A 17,306-nucleotide genomic window follows, 5' to 3' on the forward strand; every position below is an offset into this window, starting at 1 on the left:
TTTTCTAATCTATGCCCATTTGTGAACTTTCATTTTTTTTGAATGCAAAGATACTTTAAAGCGTGTAAATCACTAGTCTACACTTGCAGCCTGAGCTACGGTAAAATCAAATTCTGCAGCAATACTTTCTGAAATGGCGTCAATGGTTTCTGTGGTAAGATCCCATAAGCCATTAGCTCCATCGCCCATAAGCTGGTCTAACAAGCCGGTTACTTCAGCACCACTTAAATAAGGAGCGTCAGTTTGTGGATTACGGGTAAATTGTAAGCTGTATATAAATCCGTAAGCTTCAGACAGACCGTGGAACGCTCCGGTTTGATTGCCGGCTGCGATTTTTGTTTTGGCTTGTTGCAGGTAGTAGATGCCACGTACTGCGATAGCTTTAGATACTTCGGCGCGAATGATTGCAGCCTGCTCGTCACGGGTTACATAGTCACCGGCCACGATAGCGGCACGACCGGTTTTAAAGGCGTTAAAAATAGTTTCGGCAATGGTATTAAAATCGGCATCGTCATTTACACGGCCCACGTATTCATTTAAGAAGCCGTCATCCTCACCAATAGTGGCATTGGGGTTTGCAGGATCCTGAGAAGCACCGTAGATGTAACCGTAAGCCTCATCCCATTTATGCTCCATCGTGGTGTAGTTTGAACCTTCTTCGGTAATACCTGCCGTGTTATTTGCGCGGTTGTCACTTTCATCAAGGACAGCTACACTCAGGTAGTTGTTTAGCATTTGATCGGTCATCAGGGCTCCAAGAATTCCTTTGGCAAAAGCCTGATTGTATTCTAATCCGGTAGCCGAAACATAACGGGTACGTGTTCCGTCTGTGATTTGACCGGCGGTTCCGGCAATTGCTACGATGTTTTGATTGGGAAATACTTCTGAAACCTGTTTTGCAATATATTCGTCAAAAGTGCTTTTTATGGCCTGGCTTTGCACCGCGTTGGTGTTAAAATAATCTACAGATGCAGCCACCTTGCTTCTTACATTTTTGTCGGAAGCGTTAAGTGCAGCATCTTCAAAATCTGCATCCCCGGCTGTGTGCGTAAATTGCGCCATTATCGAAGCTTCGGTAGCATTGTCAAAGTCGAGCAGACTTGACGAGATGGCTTCGGCCATAGCTATGCGTGTCGTTTGTCCGTTGAAATCAACTGTGGAGCTCCCTTCGCGGCTGAAGGTGTAATTTTCGGGTACTTCGAGAGTAGGATTTGTGTTACCTGCATCGTCGTCTGAGGAACAAGAACTCAAAATCACGGTTACGGTTAGTAAGATAGAAAGAGGTTTGAACATTATTAATCTTATTTAGACTGAATATCGATAATTTTACTCCGGCAAAAATAACTGCCAGAGTCAAACCTTCCAAATTTATTTAGACTTATTTCAAATAAAAACAGCGAAGTAGGGAATCAATTTTTATTAAGTGCCCACAGTGCTTGAGGTTTGAGAATTTAGCAGTATATTTGCACGCAATTAAATCTTAATTGCAATGACTGCTCACGAAACAAAAATCTTAGGAGAAGGTCTTACCTACGACGACGTACTCCTGGTCCCTGCTTACTCTGAAGTGCTTCCCCGCGAAGTCAGTATTCAGTCAAAATTTTCACGAAACATTACTTTAAATGTGCCTATTGTATCTGCTGCTATGGATACGGTAACCGAGTCGCGTATGGCTATCGCCATTGCCCGGGAAGGCGGCATTGGTGTGTTGCATAAAAATATGACGATCGAGCAACAGGCAGTTAAGGTGCGCCGCGTTAAGCGTGCTGAAAGCGGGATGATCATAGACCCCGTTACCTTGAAGCGCGATGCTTTTGTTAAGGATGCCAAGCGTCTTATGGCCGAACACAGCATAGGCGGTATCCCTATTGTAGATGACGAAGGTCGTCTGGTAGGAATTGTTACCAATCGTGATTTGCGTTTTGAAAAAGACAATCAGCGTCCTATTGTAGAGGTCATGACTTCCGAAAATCTTGTAACCACTGCTGAAGGAACTTCTTTAGGACAGGCCGAAGTTATTCTGCAGGAAAGCAAAATTGAAAAATTACCGGTGGTGACCGATGATAACAAACTCATCGGGTTGATCACCTTTAGAGATATTACCAAGCTTACCCAAAAGCCTATTGCAAACAAGGATACGTACGGAAGATTGCGTGTTGCAGCTGCTGTTGGTGTTACTGCAGACGCTGTGGAGCGTGTAGAGGCTCTAGTAAATGCCGGGGTTGATGCTGTGGTAATTGATACGGCACACGGTCATACCCAGGGTGTTGTTAAGGTTTTAAAGGCTGTGAAAGATAAATTTCCAAAACTCGATGTGGTTGTGGGTAATATCGCGACCGCAGAGGCTGCAAGATATTTGGTTGAAGCCGGTGCAGACGCCGTTAAGGTGGGTATTGGCCCCGGATCAATCTGTACCACACGTGTGGTTGCCGGTGTGGGTTTCCCACAGTTTAGCGCAGTGCTTGAAGTAGGGGCTGCCTTAAAAGGTACCGGAGTGCCGGTGATTGCAGATGGTGGTATACGTTATACCGGTGATATTCCCAAGGCGATTGCAGCAGGTGCAGATTGCGTAATGCTGGGTTCACTGCTTGCAGGAACTAAAGAATCTCCCGGAGAAACCATAATTTATGAAGGTCGAAAATATAAAACCTATCGCGGTATGGGTTCTGTTGAAGCTATGAAAACCGGTTCTAAAGACCGCTATTTTCAGGATGTGGAAGACGATATTAAAAAGCTGGTACCCGAAGGTATCGTAGGGCGTGTACCGTATAAAGGCGAACTTTATGAAAGTGTTCACCAGTTTATCGGAGGACTCAGAGCCGGAATGGGATATTGCGGGGCGAAAGACATCGCAACCCTCAAAGAAACCGGTCGCTTTGTTAAAATAACCGCCAGCGGTATTCACGAGAGCCATCCGCACGATGTGACTATTACTAAAGAATCTCCTAATTACAGCAGATAATTAATCTGATTCTATAAAATAAAAAATCCGTCTCCTTATCATCAGAGGCGGATTTTTTATTTGGGTTGAATCTGAATACCAAGCCAAAAAAAAGACCGCAACCGCGGTCTTTTAGCTTTTTAGAATATCGGGAAAACTACTGTCCTCCGTTTTCTTCACCTGCTTTAAGGGTAACTCCAAGTTTTTTGGCTACGTCATCGGTAATGTCTAAAGCAGGGTCAAAATAAGCAACACCTGCATTTAAAGTTAAAACCTGAGTGTAGTTTTGTTCACGGGCTACAGCGTCAAGTGCCTGACCAACTTTTTGGTAAAGCGGCTGCATCAATTCGTTTTGCTTAATTTGAATCAGGCCCTGAGAATTTTGTCTGAAACGCTGAATATCCTGTTCCATTTCCACAATCTCTTCCTGCTTTTTGCCTTTGTCTTCTTCTGTAGCTGTTGCTTCAGCATCCTGATAGGCTTTAACCGCATTTTGATATTTGGTTACCAGTTCTTTAAATTGTCTGTCAAGATCGGCTCCATAAGCCTCAAGATCTTTTTGTACCTGTGCCACTTCATCAAGACTGGCGATAACCAAATCACTGTCTATAGTACCTACTTTAGACTGAGCCATTGCGCTCAAACTCACAAAAAATACTACCAGAGGTAAAATAAATTTTTTCATTCTTCTGTTTTTTTGCCTTTAAAGGCGTTTTTGTTTCTAATTATCAGGGCTTTTTCAAAAACCACGCGCAAAGATAAAAAAGGAGCTTACCTATCAAAGTTTTTTTTCGGTAGAATCGAAAATACGGAATGAGCCTTTCTAATTGAGCCTTTTAGGAAAATCCCCGGTTCTAATCTATAAATTCGCCGCGGTGCGGTCGCAAAGCGTCACGAACTGCCGGCATATTTTGTTTTTCTACCACAAAAAATGCCAAACTATACAAAGGACTCCTTTTTTCAACTCCTGTTGCATGTTCATTCAGGCCATTTGCAGCAGCATATTCCTGAAGATGTTTTACGTGGTGTTCAGCGATTTGATGCGCATCGGCGCCTCTAAAATCCCAGATAAGTTTTATTTTTTCCATAGTTAAGGGGTTGGATTACCTTCTGCAAAAGCTTTAAAGGCTTTCATATATTTTAAGGATTGCTTCTCGAAGCTTTTGGGAAACAAAAGACCTACCAGTTTCATCCCTAATCCTTCAAACTTGAAGGTGCTATCAGATTCCCAGATTGTTTTGCCGTCATCGGTGGCTTTAAAGCGGTTGTGTTGCTCATTGTAGACGCCTTTTGTGGTGTAAGAAGCTACAAGCTCGTGGGGCATATTGGTTTTAATGATGGTCTCTATGAGTGTCATTTTACGGGAACCAAAATCGTATTTAAGGCGTGTTTTGGCGCCCTCTTCTCCAAATTTACCCGAGATCACGGTGGCCTCAACCAGACCATCCTGCCATTTTTTTAGGTTTTCGAGACTATCCATTTTTGCAATGGTTTGTTTCAGGGGAAGGTCTATAAGTATAGAATGTGTATACTGCATAATTTGGTTTTTGGAGTTGCAAAGGTAAGTCTTACCTGTGGCTTGCTCTAGCAGATTTTGCTTTTAACAGCAGTTTTAGAATTCGTTTCATTTTAAGTAATAATCTAGCAATCAGAGTACTAATGAGGATCTGTTCGAGCCTATGATTGAAGAATACTGCCAGATTTGCTTTAGTGACGCTAACTTGCAGATATTGCTTAATTTTGGCAATTCAAAAAAAATTGTGCAACAGCTGATTTTCTTAAAAGTCTTTTAGTGAAAATCAGAATTGCCGGGACAGTCTGGGTTTGCTCTATATTTATGATACATCGTTTTAAACCAGGTATTTTCGTATTGATGATCGCAGGTTTGCTAACTTCCTGCGAGTACTTCAAGACCACAAATCCTACGGGTGAACCTGTGGCACGTGTGGGAGACGAGTATTTATACAAAACCGATGTTGAAGAGTTGGTCGTGCCGGGTATGAGTGCAGAAGACAGCACGCTGGTAGTTTCTAGCTTTATTACGCGCTGGGCCACACAAAAACTCCTAATGAAAGGTGCAAAACTCAACATTCCCGTGGAGGAACAGCAACGGCTTGAAGATCTTGTAGCGCAATACAAATCAGACTTATACGCACAGGCCTACAAAGATGCATTGGTGGCGCGCAATATGGACAGTACGGTTACCGACGCAGAGGCAAAAGCCTTTTATGATAACAATCCCGGGAATTTTAAGCTGAATGAGGAATTACTCAAATTGCGTTACATTCATCTCAGCGAAAATGATTACAATATAGAGACCATCAAAAGCAGGTTTATTCGCTTTAATAAGGAAGACAGGCGCTATCTCGATTCTGTTGCGGTACAGTTTAAGGCACATTATTTGAACGATTCTACCTGGATACGTCTCGATAAAGTAGTGGCTACCATTCCCGCAGTCAATCTTGAAAACAGCGACCGGGTTTTAAATAAAACTGATTTTATTCAGCTGCGTGATTCATTAGGGCTATATTTGATCGCGGTAAATGACCGCCTTAAGCGTAATCAGGAAGCGCCCTTAGAGTACGTAAAACCTACAGTTAAGCAAATTTTACTCAACCGTAGAAAGCTCGAACTGATTAAAGATTTAGAAAAAAATATTACTAAAGATGCAATTAAAAATAAACAATTTGAAGTCTATAATTAACCTATCGTTTAGTCTCCTTGTTTTCCTTACTGCAGGCTCCTTGAGCGCTCAGGAAATCATCAATACCCAGGCTCAGGAAGAAATCGCGCAGGCTGCAGATAAGCCACTTACCACGGGAACCACTTTTAAAGTAGATGGTGTTGCCGCAGTTGTGGGGGAGTATGTTATTTTGGAAAGTGACATTGATCAGGCCATAGAGTCTCTAAAGCAGCAAAAGGTAGAAACTCAGGATTTATCAAACTGTAAAGTGCTTGATAAGCTGATGGAAGATAAACTCTATGCTCATCATGCGGTAGTAGACAGTGTGAGCATTTCAGAAGATCAGGTGCGTTCGTACACCCAGCAACAAATCGATTACTTCATCAATCAGTTGGGATCGGAAGAAAAAGTGCTTCAGTTTTACCGAAAAGAAAAAATGTCTGATCTGCGCAAAGATTTGTTTGAACTTAACCGCAATCAGGAATTGGCTAAAGCCATGCAGCAAAAAATTGTAGAAGAAATTGAAGTTACTCCAGAAGAAATACGGGAATACTACAAGCAGCTTGAGAAAGATGGTTTGCCGCAGTTTGGCGTAGAGCTCGAGATTTCTAAAATTCAAATCATTCCGGAAGTTCCTCAGGAAGAAAAGCAAAAAGTTATAGACCAGCTTAATGGCTATCGTGAAGATATCGTTGAAAATGGAAGCAGCTTTGCCACTAAAGCCGTATTATGGTCTGAAGATGAGTCAACCCGTGGTGATGGTGGTCTTATACGCGATGTAGACCGAAAGTCTCAGTTTGTAAAAGAATTTAGAGATGTGGCGTTCAGTCTTCAGGAAGGTGAAGTAAGTAAGCCTTTTGAGACCGAGTTTGGCTATCATATAATTAAAGTTGAAAAAATACGCGGTCAGAAAATTGATTTAAGACACATTCTGCGTATTCCGAAAGTGACGGCACAGGCAGAGGCTGATGCTAAGGAAAAAATAGATAAAATTAAGGCGCGTATTGAAGCTGGCGAAATCACTTTTGAAGAGGCTGCCAGAGAGTTTTCAGATGAAAAGGAGACGGCTAGCGACGGCGGTATTATGATCAATCCGGTTACTCAGGATCGTATGTTTGAGTTGAAAAACCTGCCTACAGAATTGTATCCCAAAGTGCAAAACCTTAAAGAAGGGGAAGTTTCCATTCCTTTTAACAATCCTACCCGTACCGGTAAAACCCGTTACGAGATTTATACCGTATCTGACCGTATTGATGAGCACGAGGCCGATTTTGTTATTGATTATGTGAAAATCAAAAACTTTGCATTGCAGGCCAAACAAATCAAAGCGATTGAGAAATGGCAAAATGAAAAAATCGCCGAAACCTATATTAAATTAAACGGCGATTACAGAACGTGTGAATACAGCAGTAACTGGTTAAAAAATTAATTTTATGTCTGATGCCAAGGCTATTGATGCCCTTGTAAACCGTTTTAACGACCTAAAAAAAGAGATTGGCCGGGTAGTCATTGGTCAGGAAACGGTTGTTGAGCAAATAATCATCTCTATATTTTCGGGTGGTCACGCACTGTTGATTGGGGTTCCCGGTCTGGCAAAGACCTTGATGGTGAATACAATTGCTCAGGCCCTTGGGCTCGATTTTAAGCGTATTCAGTTTACTCCGGACCTCATGCCCAGCGATATAGTGGGATCAGAGATTTTAGATGAAAACCGAACCTTTAAATTTTTAAAAGGTCCTGTATTTTCAAATATCATCCTTGCAGACGAGATTAACCGTACGCCTCCCAAAACTCAGGCGGCCCTGCTCGAGGCGATGCAGGAAAAAGCAGTGACAGTAGCCGGTAAGCAATACAAACTGGATGCTCCGTATTTTGTTTTGGCAACGCAAAACCCCATTGAGCAGGAGGGAACCTACCCCTTGCCCGAGGCGCAGCTGGATCGTTTTATGTTTGCCATAAACCTGAAATACCCTTCCTACGAGGAGGAGGTAGCCATTGTTAAGGCCACTACAACAGATCAAAACAACTCCATACGTGCGTTGTTTAACGCTTCAGAAATAATAGACTATCAGCAATTGATACGCCGTATACCGGTGGCAGACAATGTGGTTGAATATGCCGTGAAGCTGGTGGGTAAGACCAGACCTCATGCAGCAGGAGCTCCTCAAATCGTAAAAGATTATATAGACTGGGGAGCGGGACCACGGGCTTCTCAAAATTTAATTCTTGCGGCAAAGACCCACGCCGCTATGCGCGGAAAATACTCTCCCGATATCGAAAACGTTCAGGCCGTGGCTCAGGGTGTTTTAGGACACCGTCTGATTAAAAATTATAAGGCAGAGGCCGAAGGTTTGACGCTTGAAGACATCATTAAGGTACTTCTGTAATTAATATAGAGTCACTCTAAATAGACGTGTTTTTCAGACTTGGTGAGAACTTAATGGTCTCATTGACAAATACTGAAAATCAATTAACGAAATCGATATATTTTTCAGTAAATCGAAAGGATTGGGCACATTTGATTAAAAACGGGTTATCTGCTTGCGGGTTTCCTATTTTGAGGGGTTTTTCGTAATTTTCCCGCGCTTTCGGGCATACATTAATTTCAATTTTTATTAAACTAAACTTTAGATATGGCATTTGATATCGATATGATCAAATCGGTTTACAGTAAGATTGCTGAGCGCGTTGATGCAGCCCGCGAAGTTACTGGCAAACCTTTAACTCTGGCAGAAAAAATATTGTATTCTCACTTATGGGATGGTAAAACAGATAAAGCCTTTGTAAGAGGTAAAGACTATGTAGATTTTGCTCCAGATCGTATCGCTTGTCAGGATGCGACTGCCCAGATGGCTCTTTTGCAATTTATGCAGGCGGGTAAAAAAACGGTAGCGGTACCTACTACCGTGCATTGTGATCACCTGATCCAGGCAAAACAAGGTGCGGCAAAAGATTTAAAACGTGCAAACGAGACCAGTAATGAAGTTTTTGACTTTCTGGAATCGGTTTCAAATAAATACGGTATTGGTTTCTGGAAACCAGGAGCCGGGATTATTCACCAGGTTGTTTTAGAAAACTACGCATTCCCCGGTGGTATGATGATAGGTACAGACAGTCACACGGTAAATGCCGGTGGTCTGGGAATGGTAGCTATCGGAGTAGGTGGTGCCGATGCAGTAGACGTTATGGCCGGTATGCCATGGGAACTTAAGTTTCCTAAACTGATCGGAGTTAAATTAACCGGAGAGCTTAACGGCTGGACGGCTTCAAAAGACGTTATTCTTAAAGTAGCCGGTATTCTTACCGTAAAAGGAGGAACCGGAGCGATTGTAGAATATTTTGGACCGGGTGCGCGTAATCTTTCTGCAACCGGTAAAGGAACCATTTGTAATATGGGGGCCGAGATTGGTGCTACCACTTCTACTTTCGGTTACGATGAGTCTATGGAGCGTTTCCTTAGAGCTACAGACCGTTCCGATGTTGCTGATGCAGCAAACGAAATCAAAGAATACCTAACCGGTGATGACGAGGTATATGCTAATCCTGAGCAGTACTTTGATCAGGTGATCGAAATCAACCTTTCAGAATTACGTCCACACCTTAACGGTCCCTTTACTCCGGATTTAGCGACCCCTGTAGGAGAATTGGGCAAGAAAGCTAAAGAAAACGATTGGCCTTTAAAAGTTGACTGGGGTTTAATCGGTTCATGTACCAACTCTTCTTATGAAGATTTATCACGTGCAGCTTCAATTGCACAACAGGCCATTGACAAAAAATTAAAGCCAAAGTCAGACTTCGGTATCAATCCGGGTTCTGAGCAAATACGTTTTACAGCAGAGCGCGATGGTTTGCTGGAAGTTTTTGAAAATCTGGGAGCTACTATATTTACAAACGCCTGCGGACCGTGTATTGGTCAGTGGGATCGTAGCGACCGTAAAGGGGATGAGAAAAACACTATTGTACACTCCTTTAACCGGAACTTCTCCAAGCGTGCAGACGGTAACCCAAATACCCACGCATTTGTAGGTTCTCCCGAAATGGTTGCGGCAATTGCAATTTCAGGACGTTTGGATTTTGACCCAATGAACGATACCTTATTAAATGAGGACGGTCAGGAAGTGAAACTCGATGTACCGGTAGGATTAGAACTTCCGCCTGAAGGGTTTGCGGTTGATGAAAACGGCTATTTGGCACCTACCGAAGATGGTAGTTCTGTAGATGTTAAAGTTGCTCCAGACAGCGAGCGTTTGCAATTATTGACTCCGTTTGAGCCTATTAAAGACAGCGAACTTAAAAATGCCAAGTTACTGATTAAGGCTTTCGGTAAATGTACAACAGACCACATTTCTATGGCCGGACCATGGTTGCGTTACCGCGGTCACCTCGATAACATTTCTAACAACTGTTTGATAGGGGCTGTAAATGCATACAATAAGAAAACAAATTTTGTAAAGAATCAGCTTACCGGTGAGTATGGCGGAGTGCCCGATACACAGCGGGAATATAAAGCCAAAGGAATCAAAACTATTGTTGTGGGAGATCATAACTATGGCGAAGGTTCTTCACGTGAGCACGCGGCAATGGAGCCCAGATTCTTAGGTGTTGCGGCAGTACTGGTAAAATCTTTTGCCCGTATTCACGAAACAAACCTGAAGAAGCAGGGTATGCTGGCACTGACCTTTGCAAATGAAAATGATTACGACCTGATTCAGGAAGATGATACCTTCAATTTTGTAGATATCGAAAACTTTGCGCCGGATACGCCGTTAACTATTGAAGTTACACACGCAGACGGAAGTAAAGACACCATCAAGGCTAATCATACCTATAACGATGCGCAGATTACCTGGTATCGTGAAGGTTCTGCATTAAATCTGATCAAGAAGCAGAACGCCTAGTCATTTTGCTAAATCTTTATTAAAACCAGACTACTTTCGGGTAGTTTGGTTTTTTTATTGAAATTTTTAAGCGCTCTTTGCGTTAACAAACACAACAACTTAAATTAAAAACTACTCATGAAAAAATTGAACTTAATCGCTTTATGCGCGGCCGGCCTGCTGGCAGCCTGTTCAGGAAGCGATGATACTATTGATCGTACTACTGTTACTTTGGAGTCTGTTACCCGTCTTGAGCAATTACCGCCAGGAGCCGAATATCAGGTTTGGCTGGTTTCGGGAGGGGAAAATATTTCTCTTGGGCGTTTTAGAAACCTGAGTAATGGACAGCAATTTTCAGCATTAACCGGTCAGGTTGACAACGCATCCGGAATCAAAATAAGCATTGAGCCGGGTAATGACCCATCTCCTGAAATAAGCAATACAGTTATCCTATCGGGTAATTTTAATGGTAATTCAGCAGATTTATCTATTGAAGGATCTCTTGGAAGTTTTTCAAATGCATCAGGTGTTTTTACTTTATGGACACCTACTGATAACAATGTCAATAATAATCAAAATGGAGTTTGGTTTTTAAGACCTAACGGAGGAAACCCCCAAGCTGGTCTTAGTTTACCTACGTTACCCTCTGGTTGGGTGTACGAAGGATGGGTGGAGGTTGATAATGCTTCAAACCAAACCAAATTATTGAGTACAGGCAGATTTGCTAGATCTTCGGGAGAGGATATGTTTGGAGGATATAGTTCTACACTAAATGACCCTCCTCAATTTCCGGGAGAAGATTTTGTGGAATTGACTTTTCTGTCTCAAATAGGATTCAATAGTGCACCTAACTTAACTTTTACGAAAATATTTATCTCAGTTGAGCCGGAACCAGATTTTGACAGAACAGCGCCCTTCGTTATGCAGCCTTTGGTAACTAATCCCTCCTCAAATAAACTCTACCCTGAGGTTCAAAATATGCAACTGAACACGCTCTCTTTTCCTAGAGCGGTTGTTTCCAGACAATAACGTGAAATAATAATCCAATAAAAAACCCGGCAAGTTGCCGGGTTTTTTATTGGATTAAAATCGAAGTATTAAACAATTTTATTGATTTTTTCAATAAGCTTACTCATATCGCTTTGCAGCTTATCTACCTGACTTTCCAGGTGTTTCACGCGGTTGTTGGCATCCATATCAATCACGTTTAGCGAACTGGTGATTTTACCGCGAACGATAAGGATTTCCAGGATATTCTCGAGTTGGTAAGAAATACTTTCGTATTTACTGTTGTCGCTTATGAGAATAAGTGCATCGTTAGGAAGGTCTTTTTTAATACGTTTGGTAAGTACCGATTTTGGAGTTACAATCACAGCAACAGATCCGTCAAGGATTTCGCTAAGATCGTCAACATGTTGCGTAATCAGGATGTCTCCGTGCATCAGCGTGGGCATCATACTGTCGCCTTCAACCTCAAATAGTTTTTGACCTTCAACAGGTTCGTACCCGGGTAATTTAAACATAGCCAGGGTAGAGAGCCATTGCTCATTGTCTCTGTTCTCAATAAAGCCTGCTCGGGCTTCAACATCAATTAGCGGAACAAAACCGTTTGAAATATTAATCATCACCGAATTGTGTGAACCCTTTAGAATACGATCTGTAGGAACACTATACAGGCGGCTCAAGGTAAGCAGGTGATCTGTGGTAATAGAATTCTGACCGTTTTCGATTAGGGAGTATGCTCCCTGGGTGATACCCAGTTCAGCAGCCACTTTCTTCTGTGATAGTGCGGCTTGTTCCCGGAGGGATTTAAGTTGTTTGGAAATAGACATTTAAGTTAGCTTAGGGACTGTTAGTTTATATCTTAACAAATATAGTTTTTTTAACCGGTTGTATTGTTTATAATTATATTTTCTGCTGTTTATTCCTATTAAATGAAAAAAACAAAGATACTTTTGCGTATTTAATGGCTTTTTGTTTAAAAACCGATAATTATTCAGTATTTCACGGATAAATATGATAATGCAATATGTTTTTTAAACCTCATTCAGGATTTTATAATCCTGTGCCAGGCCGAATGGAGGTTTTTATCTTCTGAAAATCTGTTGTTTGGCTTATTTGTACGATAAATTGCAGGGAGGTCGTTGATTAGACATGTCTTCGTTTGGACACTTAGAGACAAACCAAACCAGACATTTTGTTAAAATATTATTGAAAATTTGACGGCATTTTCAGACTTTCAGATTAGATAGAAATACTATTTTTGCCTATGCAAAATAACGTACTCATTCTAGACTTTGGTTCGCAGTACACCCAATTGATCGCAAGGCGCATCAGGGAACTCAACATCTTCTGCGAAATTAAACCCTACAACAAATTACCCGAAGATTTAAGCAGCTACAAGGCTGTTATACTTTCGGGATCACCCAGTTCTGTAAGAGCAGAAGACGCTCCACATCCAGACTTATCTCAGATACGCGGTAAAAAGCCGATGCTTGGGGTTTGCTATGGTGCACAATATCTGGCCCATTTTCACGGAGGTGAAGTAGGGCAATCCAATACCCGCGAATATGGCCGGGCTAACCTCTCTATGGTTAAGGAAGATGAAGCCTTTTTTGAAGGCGTTGAAGCGGGTAGCCAGGTTTGGATGAGTCATAGTGATACCATAAAAAAATTACCAACCGGAGCGGTAAAACTGGCCAGTACCCACGATGTGGAATACGCGGCTTACCGCATTGAAGGTGAGCAAACCTATGCCATTCAGTTTCACCCCGAGGTGTATCATTCTACAGACGGTAAACGTATACTGGAAAATTTTCTGGTTAACATTGCCGGGGTTGCGCAAAGCTGGACACCAGATAGTTTTGTAGACACCACCGTAGATCAGTTAAAAAAGAAGCTGGGTGACGACAAGGTTATTCTGGGACTTTCTGGAGGCGTAGACAGCTCGGTTGCTGCTATGTTGCTGCACAAGGCAATTGGTAAAAACCTGCACTGTATTTTTGTAAATAACGGGTTACTCCGTAAAAACGAATTTTCAGAAGTACTTAAACAGTATGAAGGAATGGGGCTTAACGTTAAGGGCGTTGATGCTTCCAAACGTTTTCTCGATGCCCTTGCCGGCAAGAGTGATCCTGAAGAAAAACGTAAAACCATCGGTCGTGTGTTTATCGAGGTTTTTGACGATGAAGCCCATCAGGTAGAAAATGCAAAATGGCTCGCTCAGGGTACCATTTACCCCGATGTTATTGAATCGGTTTCTGCAACCGGCGGCCCTTCAGCAACCATAAAATCACACCACAATGTAGGAGGTTTACCCGATTTTATGAAGTTGCAGGTCGTAGAGCCCTTGCGTATGCTGTTTAAAGACGAAGTACGCCGTGTGGGCGCCAGTATGGATATGAATCCAATGTTGCTAGGGAGACATCCGTTTCCCGGTCCCGGCCTTGCCATTCGAATTCTGGGAGATATCACCGCAGAGAAAGTACGTATCCTGCAGGAAGTTGATGCGATATTCATCAATGGTCTTCGCGACTGGGGTCTTTACGATCAGGTCTGGCAGGCAGGTGCCATGCTTTTACCGGTAGATTCGGTAGGGGTGATGGGAGATGAGCGTACCTATGAGAAATGTGTAGCCTTGCGGGCTGTTGAAAGTACAGACGGAATGACTGCAGACTGGGTGAATCTGCCTTATAACTTCCTCCAAAAAGTATCAAATGATATAATAAATAAAGTAAAGGGCGTTAATAGAGTAGTCTATGACATCAGTTCAAAACCGCCTGCTACAATAGAATGGGAATAAGAACCGGCAGAAAGCCTTAGTTTACTTCCTTCAAACACAATTGGGTATGGTATTGGTATTGATTTTTAGAAATAATTTAAAAATAATGAGAAACCTAAGTGTTCTATTTCTATTCCTTTTTATGGTATTCAGTTGCTCCAGTATCGGTCAGCAGACCTACTCGAGTCACCGGGTGCAGGACGGGGAAACCATTTCGGCTATTGCCAATAAATACAATGTTACGGTTTACGAGATTTACCGCCTGAATCCGGAAGCTAAAAACCGAATTTATCCCGGTCTTGTTCTTATTTTACCCGGCGGTCAGTCTGATCCCGGAAACTCAGAACTAAGTGCTGACGGTAAGTTTATCCTGCATACTGTTGCTAAAGGTGAAACCTTGTATAAGCTTTCCAAAAAATACGAGGTGTCTGAAACCGATATCAAACGCTATAACACGCATTTGTATACTGCCGAACTGCGAAGCGGCGAGGTGGTTAAAGTACCGAATACCAAAACCCGGACCGAGGTTTCTGAAGATACTGGCAAACCTGCGGTTACAAACCGAAAGCACATCGTCAAGCCTAAAGAAACCAAATATGGTCTGGCTGCGATGTATGGGATTACGATTCAGGAGCTTGAGTCTATGAATCCTGAAATCAAAAACGGACTGCAGATAGGCGCAATTCTCAATGTACCCGATAAATCGTACACTAACGATGCGGTTCTTGAAGAGGGAACCTATGCGTTTTATGAAGTAAAGCCACAGGAAACGCTTTTCAGTCTAACCCGCAGATGGGATATGAGTGAAGAGCAGCTGGTACGACTCAATCCTGCCTTGAAGGAAGGTCTTAAAAACGGAATGATTCTAAAATTGCCCAAGGGCAAGCTTTCTGAAGAGGTAAGTCTTGATGTTAGCGGCGGGGCAGTAAAACTTTCAGATAACCTCACCAATCTCAGTACAAAAAATGTAGCGGTGATGCTGCCTTTTAATTTGGGCAAAACCAAAACCGATACCAGTGATATCGCGCGCCAGGTTTTAAAACGGGACCGGGTGATGAATATCGCTTTGGATTTTTACAGCGGCGTCCTTATGGCTGCAGATTCGGCAAAAGCTTTAGGTATATCAACCAATCTGCACGTTTTTGACACGCAGTATGATCGCAATGATGGCCAGGCTGCCAATGATCGTAAAATAGAAAGCATTTTGCGGGGTAATGACTTTGCAAAAATGAATGTGGTAATTGGTCCGTTGTTAACCAGCAATGTAGAAAAAACCAGTCGTTTGTTAAGAGATCGTGCCATCCCGGTAGTATCGCCTATTGTTCCCGAAGTTGAAATGCAGGCCAATTTGTTTCAGTCCAGACCGGCCGATAAAATTTTGAAAGAACAGATGTTGCGTTACATCAAACAGGAGGGAAGAGGTAAGAATATAGTGATCGTTGCAGACGGTAAAAATCAGGCTACCAAAAACCAGCTATTGGCATTGTATCCCGATGCTAAGGTCGTTTTTCCTAAAGGTGAAAATGGCGCAGGCTACGTGAGTGCCTCAAACCTCGCGTTAAAATTGTCTTCGACTATTGAGAACTGGGTGATTTTAGAAAGCAATGATGTGGCACTCATCAGTAATGTGACCACCAGCCTTTCCACGCAACTGGGAGGTAAGCGCATCACCCTGCTCACTACCGATAAAGGTTCGGCGTACGAAAGCGATGATGTTTCAAACATAAGCCTGATGAAGCTTAATTTTCACTTTCCGTCTGTTGACCGCGCGTATACCGAAAAGCAGCTTTCATTTATCAATGCCTACAAAGCGAAATACGGTTATGAGCCCAGCAGCTATGCAGTAAGGGGGTATGATCTTACTTTTGATACCCTGCTTAGACTGGCAGCAGCTGAAAGTTTATATGAGGCCGCAGAAGCCGGTTACAGTACGCAGTACGTAGAGAATAAGTTTCATTATATACAGGATCCGGTTTCTTCGGGATACTATAACAATTCGGCCTATATTCTAAAGTTTGGAGAAGATTTGCAGGAGATCGTGGTAGAAATTCCGGAAACGGCTAGCAGTACTTATTTAAAAGACTAAAAATGACCAGTAAAGTAGTTTATCTTGGTGAATTGCGCACTTCTTGTGAGCATGTACAATCGGGCAATACCTTTATCACCGATGCTCCTGTTGATAATAACGGCAAGGGTGAGGCATTCTCACCTACAGACACGGTTGCTACGGCTTTAGCCAGTTGTATGCTTACGGTAATGGGAATTAAGGCAAATCAAATGGGCGCACCAGACCTTAAAGGATCTATTGCCGAAGTCACTAAAATTATGGCAGCAGAGCCACGCAGAATCTCTAAAATTGAGGTAAAGCTTACGTTGTATGGCATAGCCGAAGAAAAGACGCGTAAGATTCTTGAGAATACTGCGCGCACATGTCCGGTGCTGCAAAGCTTACACCCAGATATGGAAAAAGTGGTTTTCTTTGATTGGAAATAGAACCGAATCCATACAAATTCAAGCCAAGCTGTAATTGTTCAGGAAAGGAGCAGTTATTTAATTAGTCGCTGGTCTGGCTTTCAAATAGTTCAGCTTTTAGCGCAACCAATAAAAAACCCGGTCGATTGACCGGGTTTTTTGTTCTAAGCGGAGTATTGTTAATTAATTAGGCGTTAGCCCTATTTTACTTTATTTACGATTGCTTCAAAAGCTTCCGGGTGATTCATTGCTAAATCTGCAAGTACCTTACGGTTAAGCTCGATGTTTGCAGCTTTAACTTTACCCATAAACTGAGAATAAGACAAACCGTGCATACGGGCACCTGCATTAATACGGGCAATCCATAACGAACGGAAGTTTCTCTTCTTTTGACGACGGTCGCGGTATGCATAAAGCATAGCCTTTTCAACCGCATTTTTAGCAACGGTGTAGACGTTTTTACGTCTTCCAAAGTAACCTTTGGCCTGCTTCATTACCTTTTTTCTACGGGCTCTTGAAGCAACTGAATTTACTGATCTTGGCATAATTTAA

At 42.4% G+C, this 17,306-nt stretch carries 15 protein-coding genes; 9 read left to right on the forward strand and 6 right to left on the reverse strand.

Annotation, left to right across the window (positions count from 1 at the left end; translation table 11 throughout):
• Nucleotides 1-72 precede the first annotated feature (72 nt).
• Nucleotides 73-1,293 (reverse strand): DUF4856 domain-containing protein, encoded by a 1,221-nt coding sequence (locus tag ACSSS3_RS16070; RefSeq protein WP_442845476.1) that lies wholly within the window; start codon nucleotides 1,291-1,293, stop codon nucleotides 73-75.
• 196 nt (nucleotides 1,294-1,489) lie between these two features.
• Here ACSSS3_RS16070 and guaB point away from each other — a divergent pair, with 196 nt between their 5' ends.
• Nucleotides 1,490-2,962, forward strand: coding sequence for an IMP dehydrogenase (gene guaB / locus ACSSS3_RS16075; protein ID WP_228230446.1), 1,473 nt, complete (start codon nucleotides 1,490-1,492; stop codon nucleotides 2,960-2,962).
• Between the two features lie 136 nt (nucleotides 2,963-3,098).
• On the opposite strand, the gene ACSSS3_RS16080 is transcribed toward guaB, so the two are convergent.
• The 3 genes from ACSSS3_RS16080 to ACSSS3_RS16090 form a co-directional block, all read right to left on the reverse strand.
• A complete protein-coding gene (locus ACSSS3_RS16080) occupies nucleotides 3,099-3,626 on the reverse strand; it encodes an OmpH family outer membrane protein (protein WP_228230447.1) in 528 nt (175 codons plus the stop codon).
• A 169-nt stretch (nucleotides 3,627-3,795) separates the two neighbouring features.
• Nucleotides 3,796-4,029, reverse strand: a complete 234-nt coding sequence (locus tag ACSSS3_RS16085) for a hypothetical protein (RefSeq protein WP_442845477.1) — start codon at nucleotides 4,027-4,029, stop codon at nucleotides 3,796-3,798.
• Between the two features lie 2 nt (nucleotides 4,030-4,031).
• Nucleotides 4,032-4,478 carry an SRPBCC family protein gene (locus tag ACSSS3_RS16090; protein WP_442845478.1) on the reverse strand — a complete coding sequence of 149 codons (447 nt, stop codon included), beginning with the start codon at nucleotides 4,476-4,478 and terminating at the stop codon, nucleotides 4,032-4,034.
• A 255-nt stretch (nucleotides 4,479-4,733) separates the two neighbouring features.
• Here ACSSS3_RS16090 and ACSSS3_RS16095 point away from each other — a divergent pair, with 255 nt between their 5' ends.
• The 5 genes from ACSSS3_RS16095 to ACSSS3_RS16115 all read left to right on the forward strand — a co-directional run bounded on the left by ACSSS3_RS16095 (nucleotide 4,734) and on the right by ACSSS3_RS16115 (nucleotide 11,530).
• On the forward strand, nucleotides 4,734-5,645 hold the full coding sequence (locus ACSSS3_RS16095; protein ID WP_442845479.1) for a peptidyl-prolyl cis-trans isomerase: 912 nt from the start codon (nucleotides 4,734-4,736) through the stop codon (nucleotides 5,643-5,645).
• Nucleotides 5,629-7,053: a peptidylprolyl isomerase gene (locus ACSSS3_RS16100; RefSeq protein WP_350355209.1), complete on the forward strand. Its 1,425-nt coding sequence runs from the start codon at nucleotides 5,629-5,631 to the stop codon at nucleotides 7,051-7,053. The genes ACSSS3_RS16095 and ACSSS3_RS16100 overlap by 17 nt, the downstream gene beginning before the upstream one ends.
• A gap of 4 nt (nucleotides 7,054-7,057) precedes the next feature.
• Nucleotides 7,058-8,011, forward strand: coding sequence for an AAA family ATPase (locus ACSSS3_RS16105; RefSeq protein WP_442845480.1), 954 nt, complete (start codon nucleotides 7,058-7,060; stop codon nucleotides 8,009-8,011).
• A gap of 246 nt (nucleotides 8,012-8,257) precedes the next feature.
• The gene (locus tag ACSSS3_RS16110) at nucleotides 8,258-10,522 is read left to right on the forward strand and encodes an aconitate hydratase (protein ID WP_442845481.1); all 2,265 of its coding nucleotides are present in this window, start codon (nucleotides 8,258-8,260) and stop codon (nucleotides 10,520-10,522) included.
• A gap of 117 nt (nucleotides 10,523-10,639) precedes the next feature.
• Complete coding sequence (locus tag ACSSS3_RS16115) at nucleotides 10,640-11,530, forward strand: anti-sigma factor (protein WP_442845482.1); 891 nt, start codon at nucleotides 10,640-10,642, stop codon at nucleotides 11,528-11,530.
• Nucleotides 11,531-11,598: 68 nt separating this feature from the next.
• Here ACSSS3_RS16115 and ACSSS3_RS16120 read toward each other — a convergent pair whose 3' ends face one another.
• Nucleotides 11,599-12,333, reverse strand: coding sequence for an XRE family transcriptional regulator (locus tag ACSSS3_RS16120; protein WP_228230456.1), 735 nt, complete (start codon nucleotides 12,331-12,333; stop codon nucleotides 11,599-11,601).
• 437 nt (nucleotides 12,334-12,770) lie between these two features.
• Here ACSSS3_RS16120 and guaA point away from each other — a divergent pair, with 437 nt between their 5' ends.
• From guaA to ACSSS3_RS16135, 3 genes are all read left to right on the forward strand, one after another.
• A complete protein-coding gene (guaA, locus tag ACSSS3_RS16125; RefSeq protein ID WP_442845483.1) occupies nucleotides 12,771-14,303 on the forward strand; it encodes a glutamine-hydrolyzing GMP synthase in 1,533 nt (510 codons plus the stop codon).
• 85 nt (nucleotides 14,304-14,388) lie between these two features.
• Nucleotides 14,389-16,368, forward strand: coding sequence for a LysM peptidoglycan-binding domain-containing protein (locus ACSSS3_RS16130; RefSeq protein WP_442845484.1), 1,980 nt, complete (start codon nucleotides 14,389-14,391; stop codon nucleotides 16,366-16,368).
• Between the two features lie 2 nt (nucleotides 16,369-16,370).
• Nucleotides 16,371-16,775 (forward strand): OsmC family protein, encoded by a 405-nt coding sequence (locus ACSSS3_RS16135; RefSeq protein ID WP_442845485.1) that lies wholly within the window; start codon nucleotides 16,371-16,373, stop codon nucleotides 16,773-16,775.
• Between the two features lie 179 nt (nucleotides 16,776-16,954).
• Here the strand turns inward: ACSSS3_RS16135 and rplT are convergent, their stop codons facing one another.
• Nucleotides 16,955-17,299 carry a 50S ribosomal protein L20 gene (gene rplT, locus ACSSS3_RS16140; RefSeq protein WP_228230461.1) on the reverse strand — a complete coding sequence of 115 codons (345 nt, stop codon included), beginning with the start codon at nucleotides 17,297-17,299 and terminating at the stop codon, nucleotides 16,955-16,957.
• Nucleotides 17,300-17,306 lie beyond the last annotated feature (7 nt).

This window comes from Leeuwenhoekiella sp. H156, assembly GCF_052218455.1.
Lineage (GTDB): Bacteria > Bacteroidota > Bacteroidia > Flavobacteriales > Flavobacteriaceae > Leeuwenhoekiella > Leeuwenhoekiella parthenopeia.

Excerpts from the sequence above, each read along its gene's own strand:
- guaA (WP_442845483.1), top strand. The coding sequence starts at position 12,771 with ATGCAAAATAACGTACTCATTCTAGACTTTGGTTCGCAGTACACCCAA.
- ACSSS3_RS16080 (WP_228230447.1), bottom strand. The coding sequence starts at position 3,626 with ATGAAAAAATTTATTTTACCTCTGGTAGTATTTTTTGTGAGTTTGAGC.
- ACSSS3_RS16105 (WP_442845480.1), top strand. The coding sequence starts at position 7,058 with ATGTCTGATGCCAAGGCTATTGATGCCCTTGTAAACCGTTTTAACGAC.
- ACSSS3_RS16090 (WP_442845478.1), bottom strand. The coding sequence starts at position 4,478 with ATGCAGTATACACATTCTATACTTATAGACCTTCCCCTGAAACAAACC.
- rplT (WP_228230461.1), bottom strand. The coding sequence starts at position 17,299 with ATGCCAAGATCAGTAAATTCAGTTGCTTCAAGAGCCCGTAGAAAAAAG.
- guaB (WP_228230446.1), top strand. The coding sequence starts at position 1,490 with ATGACTGCTCACGAAACAAAAATCTTAGGAGAAGGTCTTACCTACGAC.
- ACSSS3_RS16115 (WP_442845482.1), top strand. The coding sequence starts at position 10,640 with ATGAAAAAATTGAACTTAATCGCTTTATGCGCGGCCGGCCTGCTGGCA.
- ACSSS3_RS16085 (WP_442845477.1), bottom strand. The coding sequence starts at position 4,029 with ATGGAAAAAATAAAACTTATCTGGGATTTTAGAGGCGCCGATGCGCAT.
- ACSSS3_RS16110 (WP_442845481.1), top strand. The coding sequence starts at position 8,258 with ATGGCATTTGATATCGATATGATCAAATCGGTTTACAGTAAGATTGCT.
- ACSSS3_RS16130 (WP_442845484.1), top strand. The coding sequence starts at position 14,389 with ATGAGAAACCTAAGTGTTCTATTTCTATTCCTTTTTATGGTATTCAGT.
- ACSSS3_RS16135 (WP_442845485.1), top strand. The coding sequence starts at position 16,371 with ATGACCAGTAAAGTAGTTTATCTTGGTGAATTGCGCACTTCTTGTGAG.
- ACSSS3_RS16070 (WP_442845476.1), bottom strand. The coding sequence starts at position 1,293 with ATGTTCAAACCTCTTTCTATCTTACTAACCGTAACCGTGATTTTGAGT.
- ACSSS3_RS16120 (WP_228230456.1), bottom strand. The coding sequence starts at position 12,333 with ATGTCTATTTCCAAACAACTTAAATCCCTCCGGGAACAAGCCGCACTA.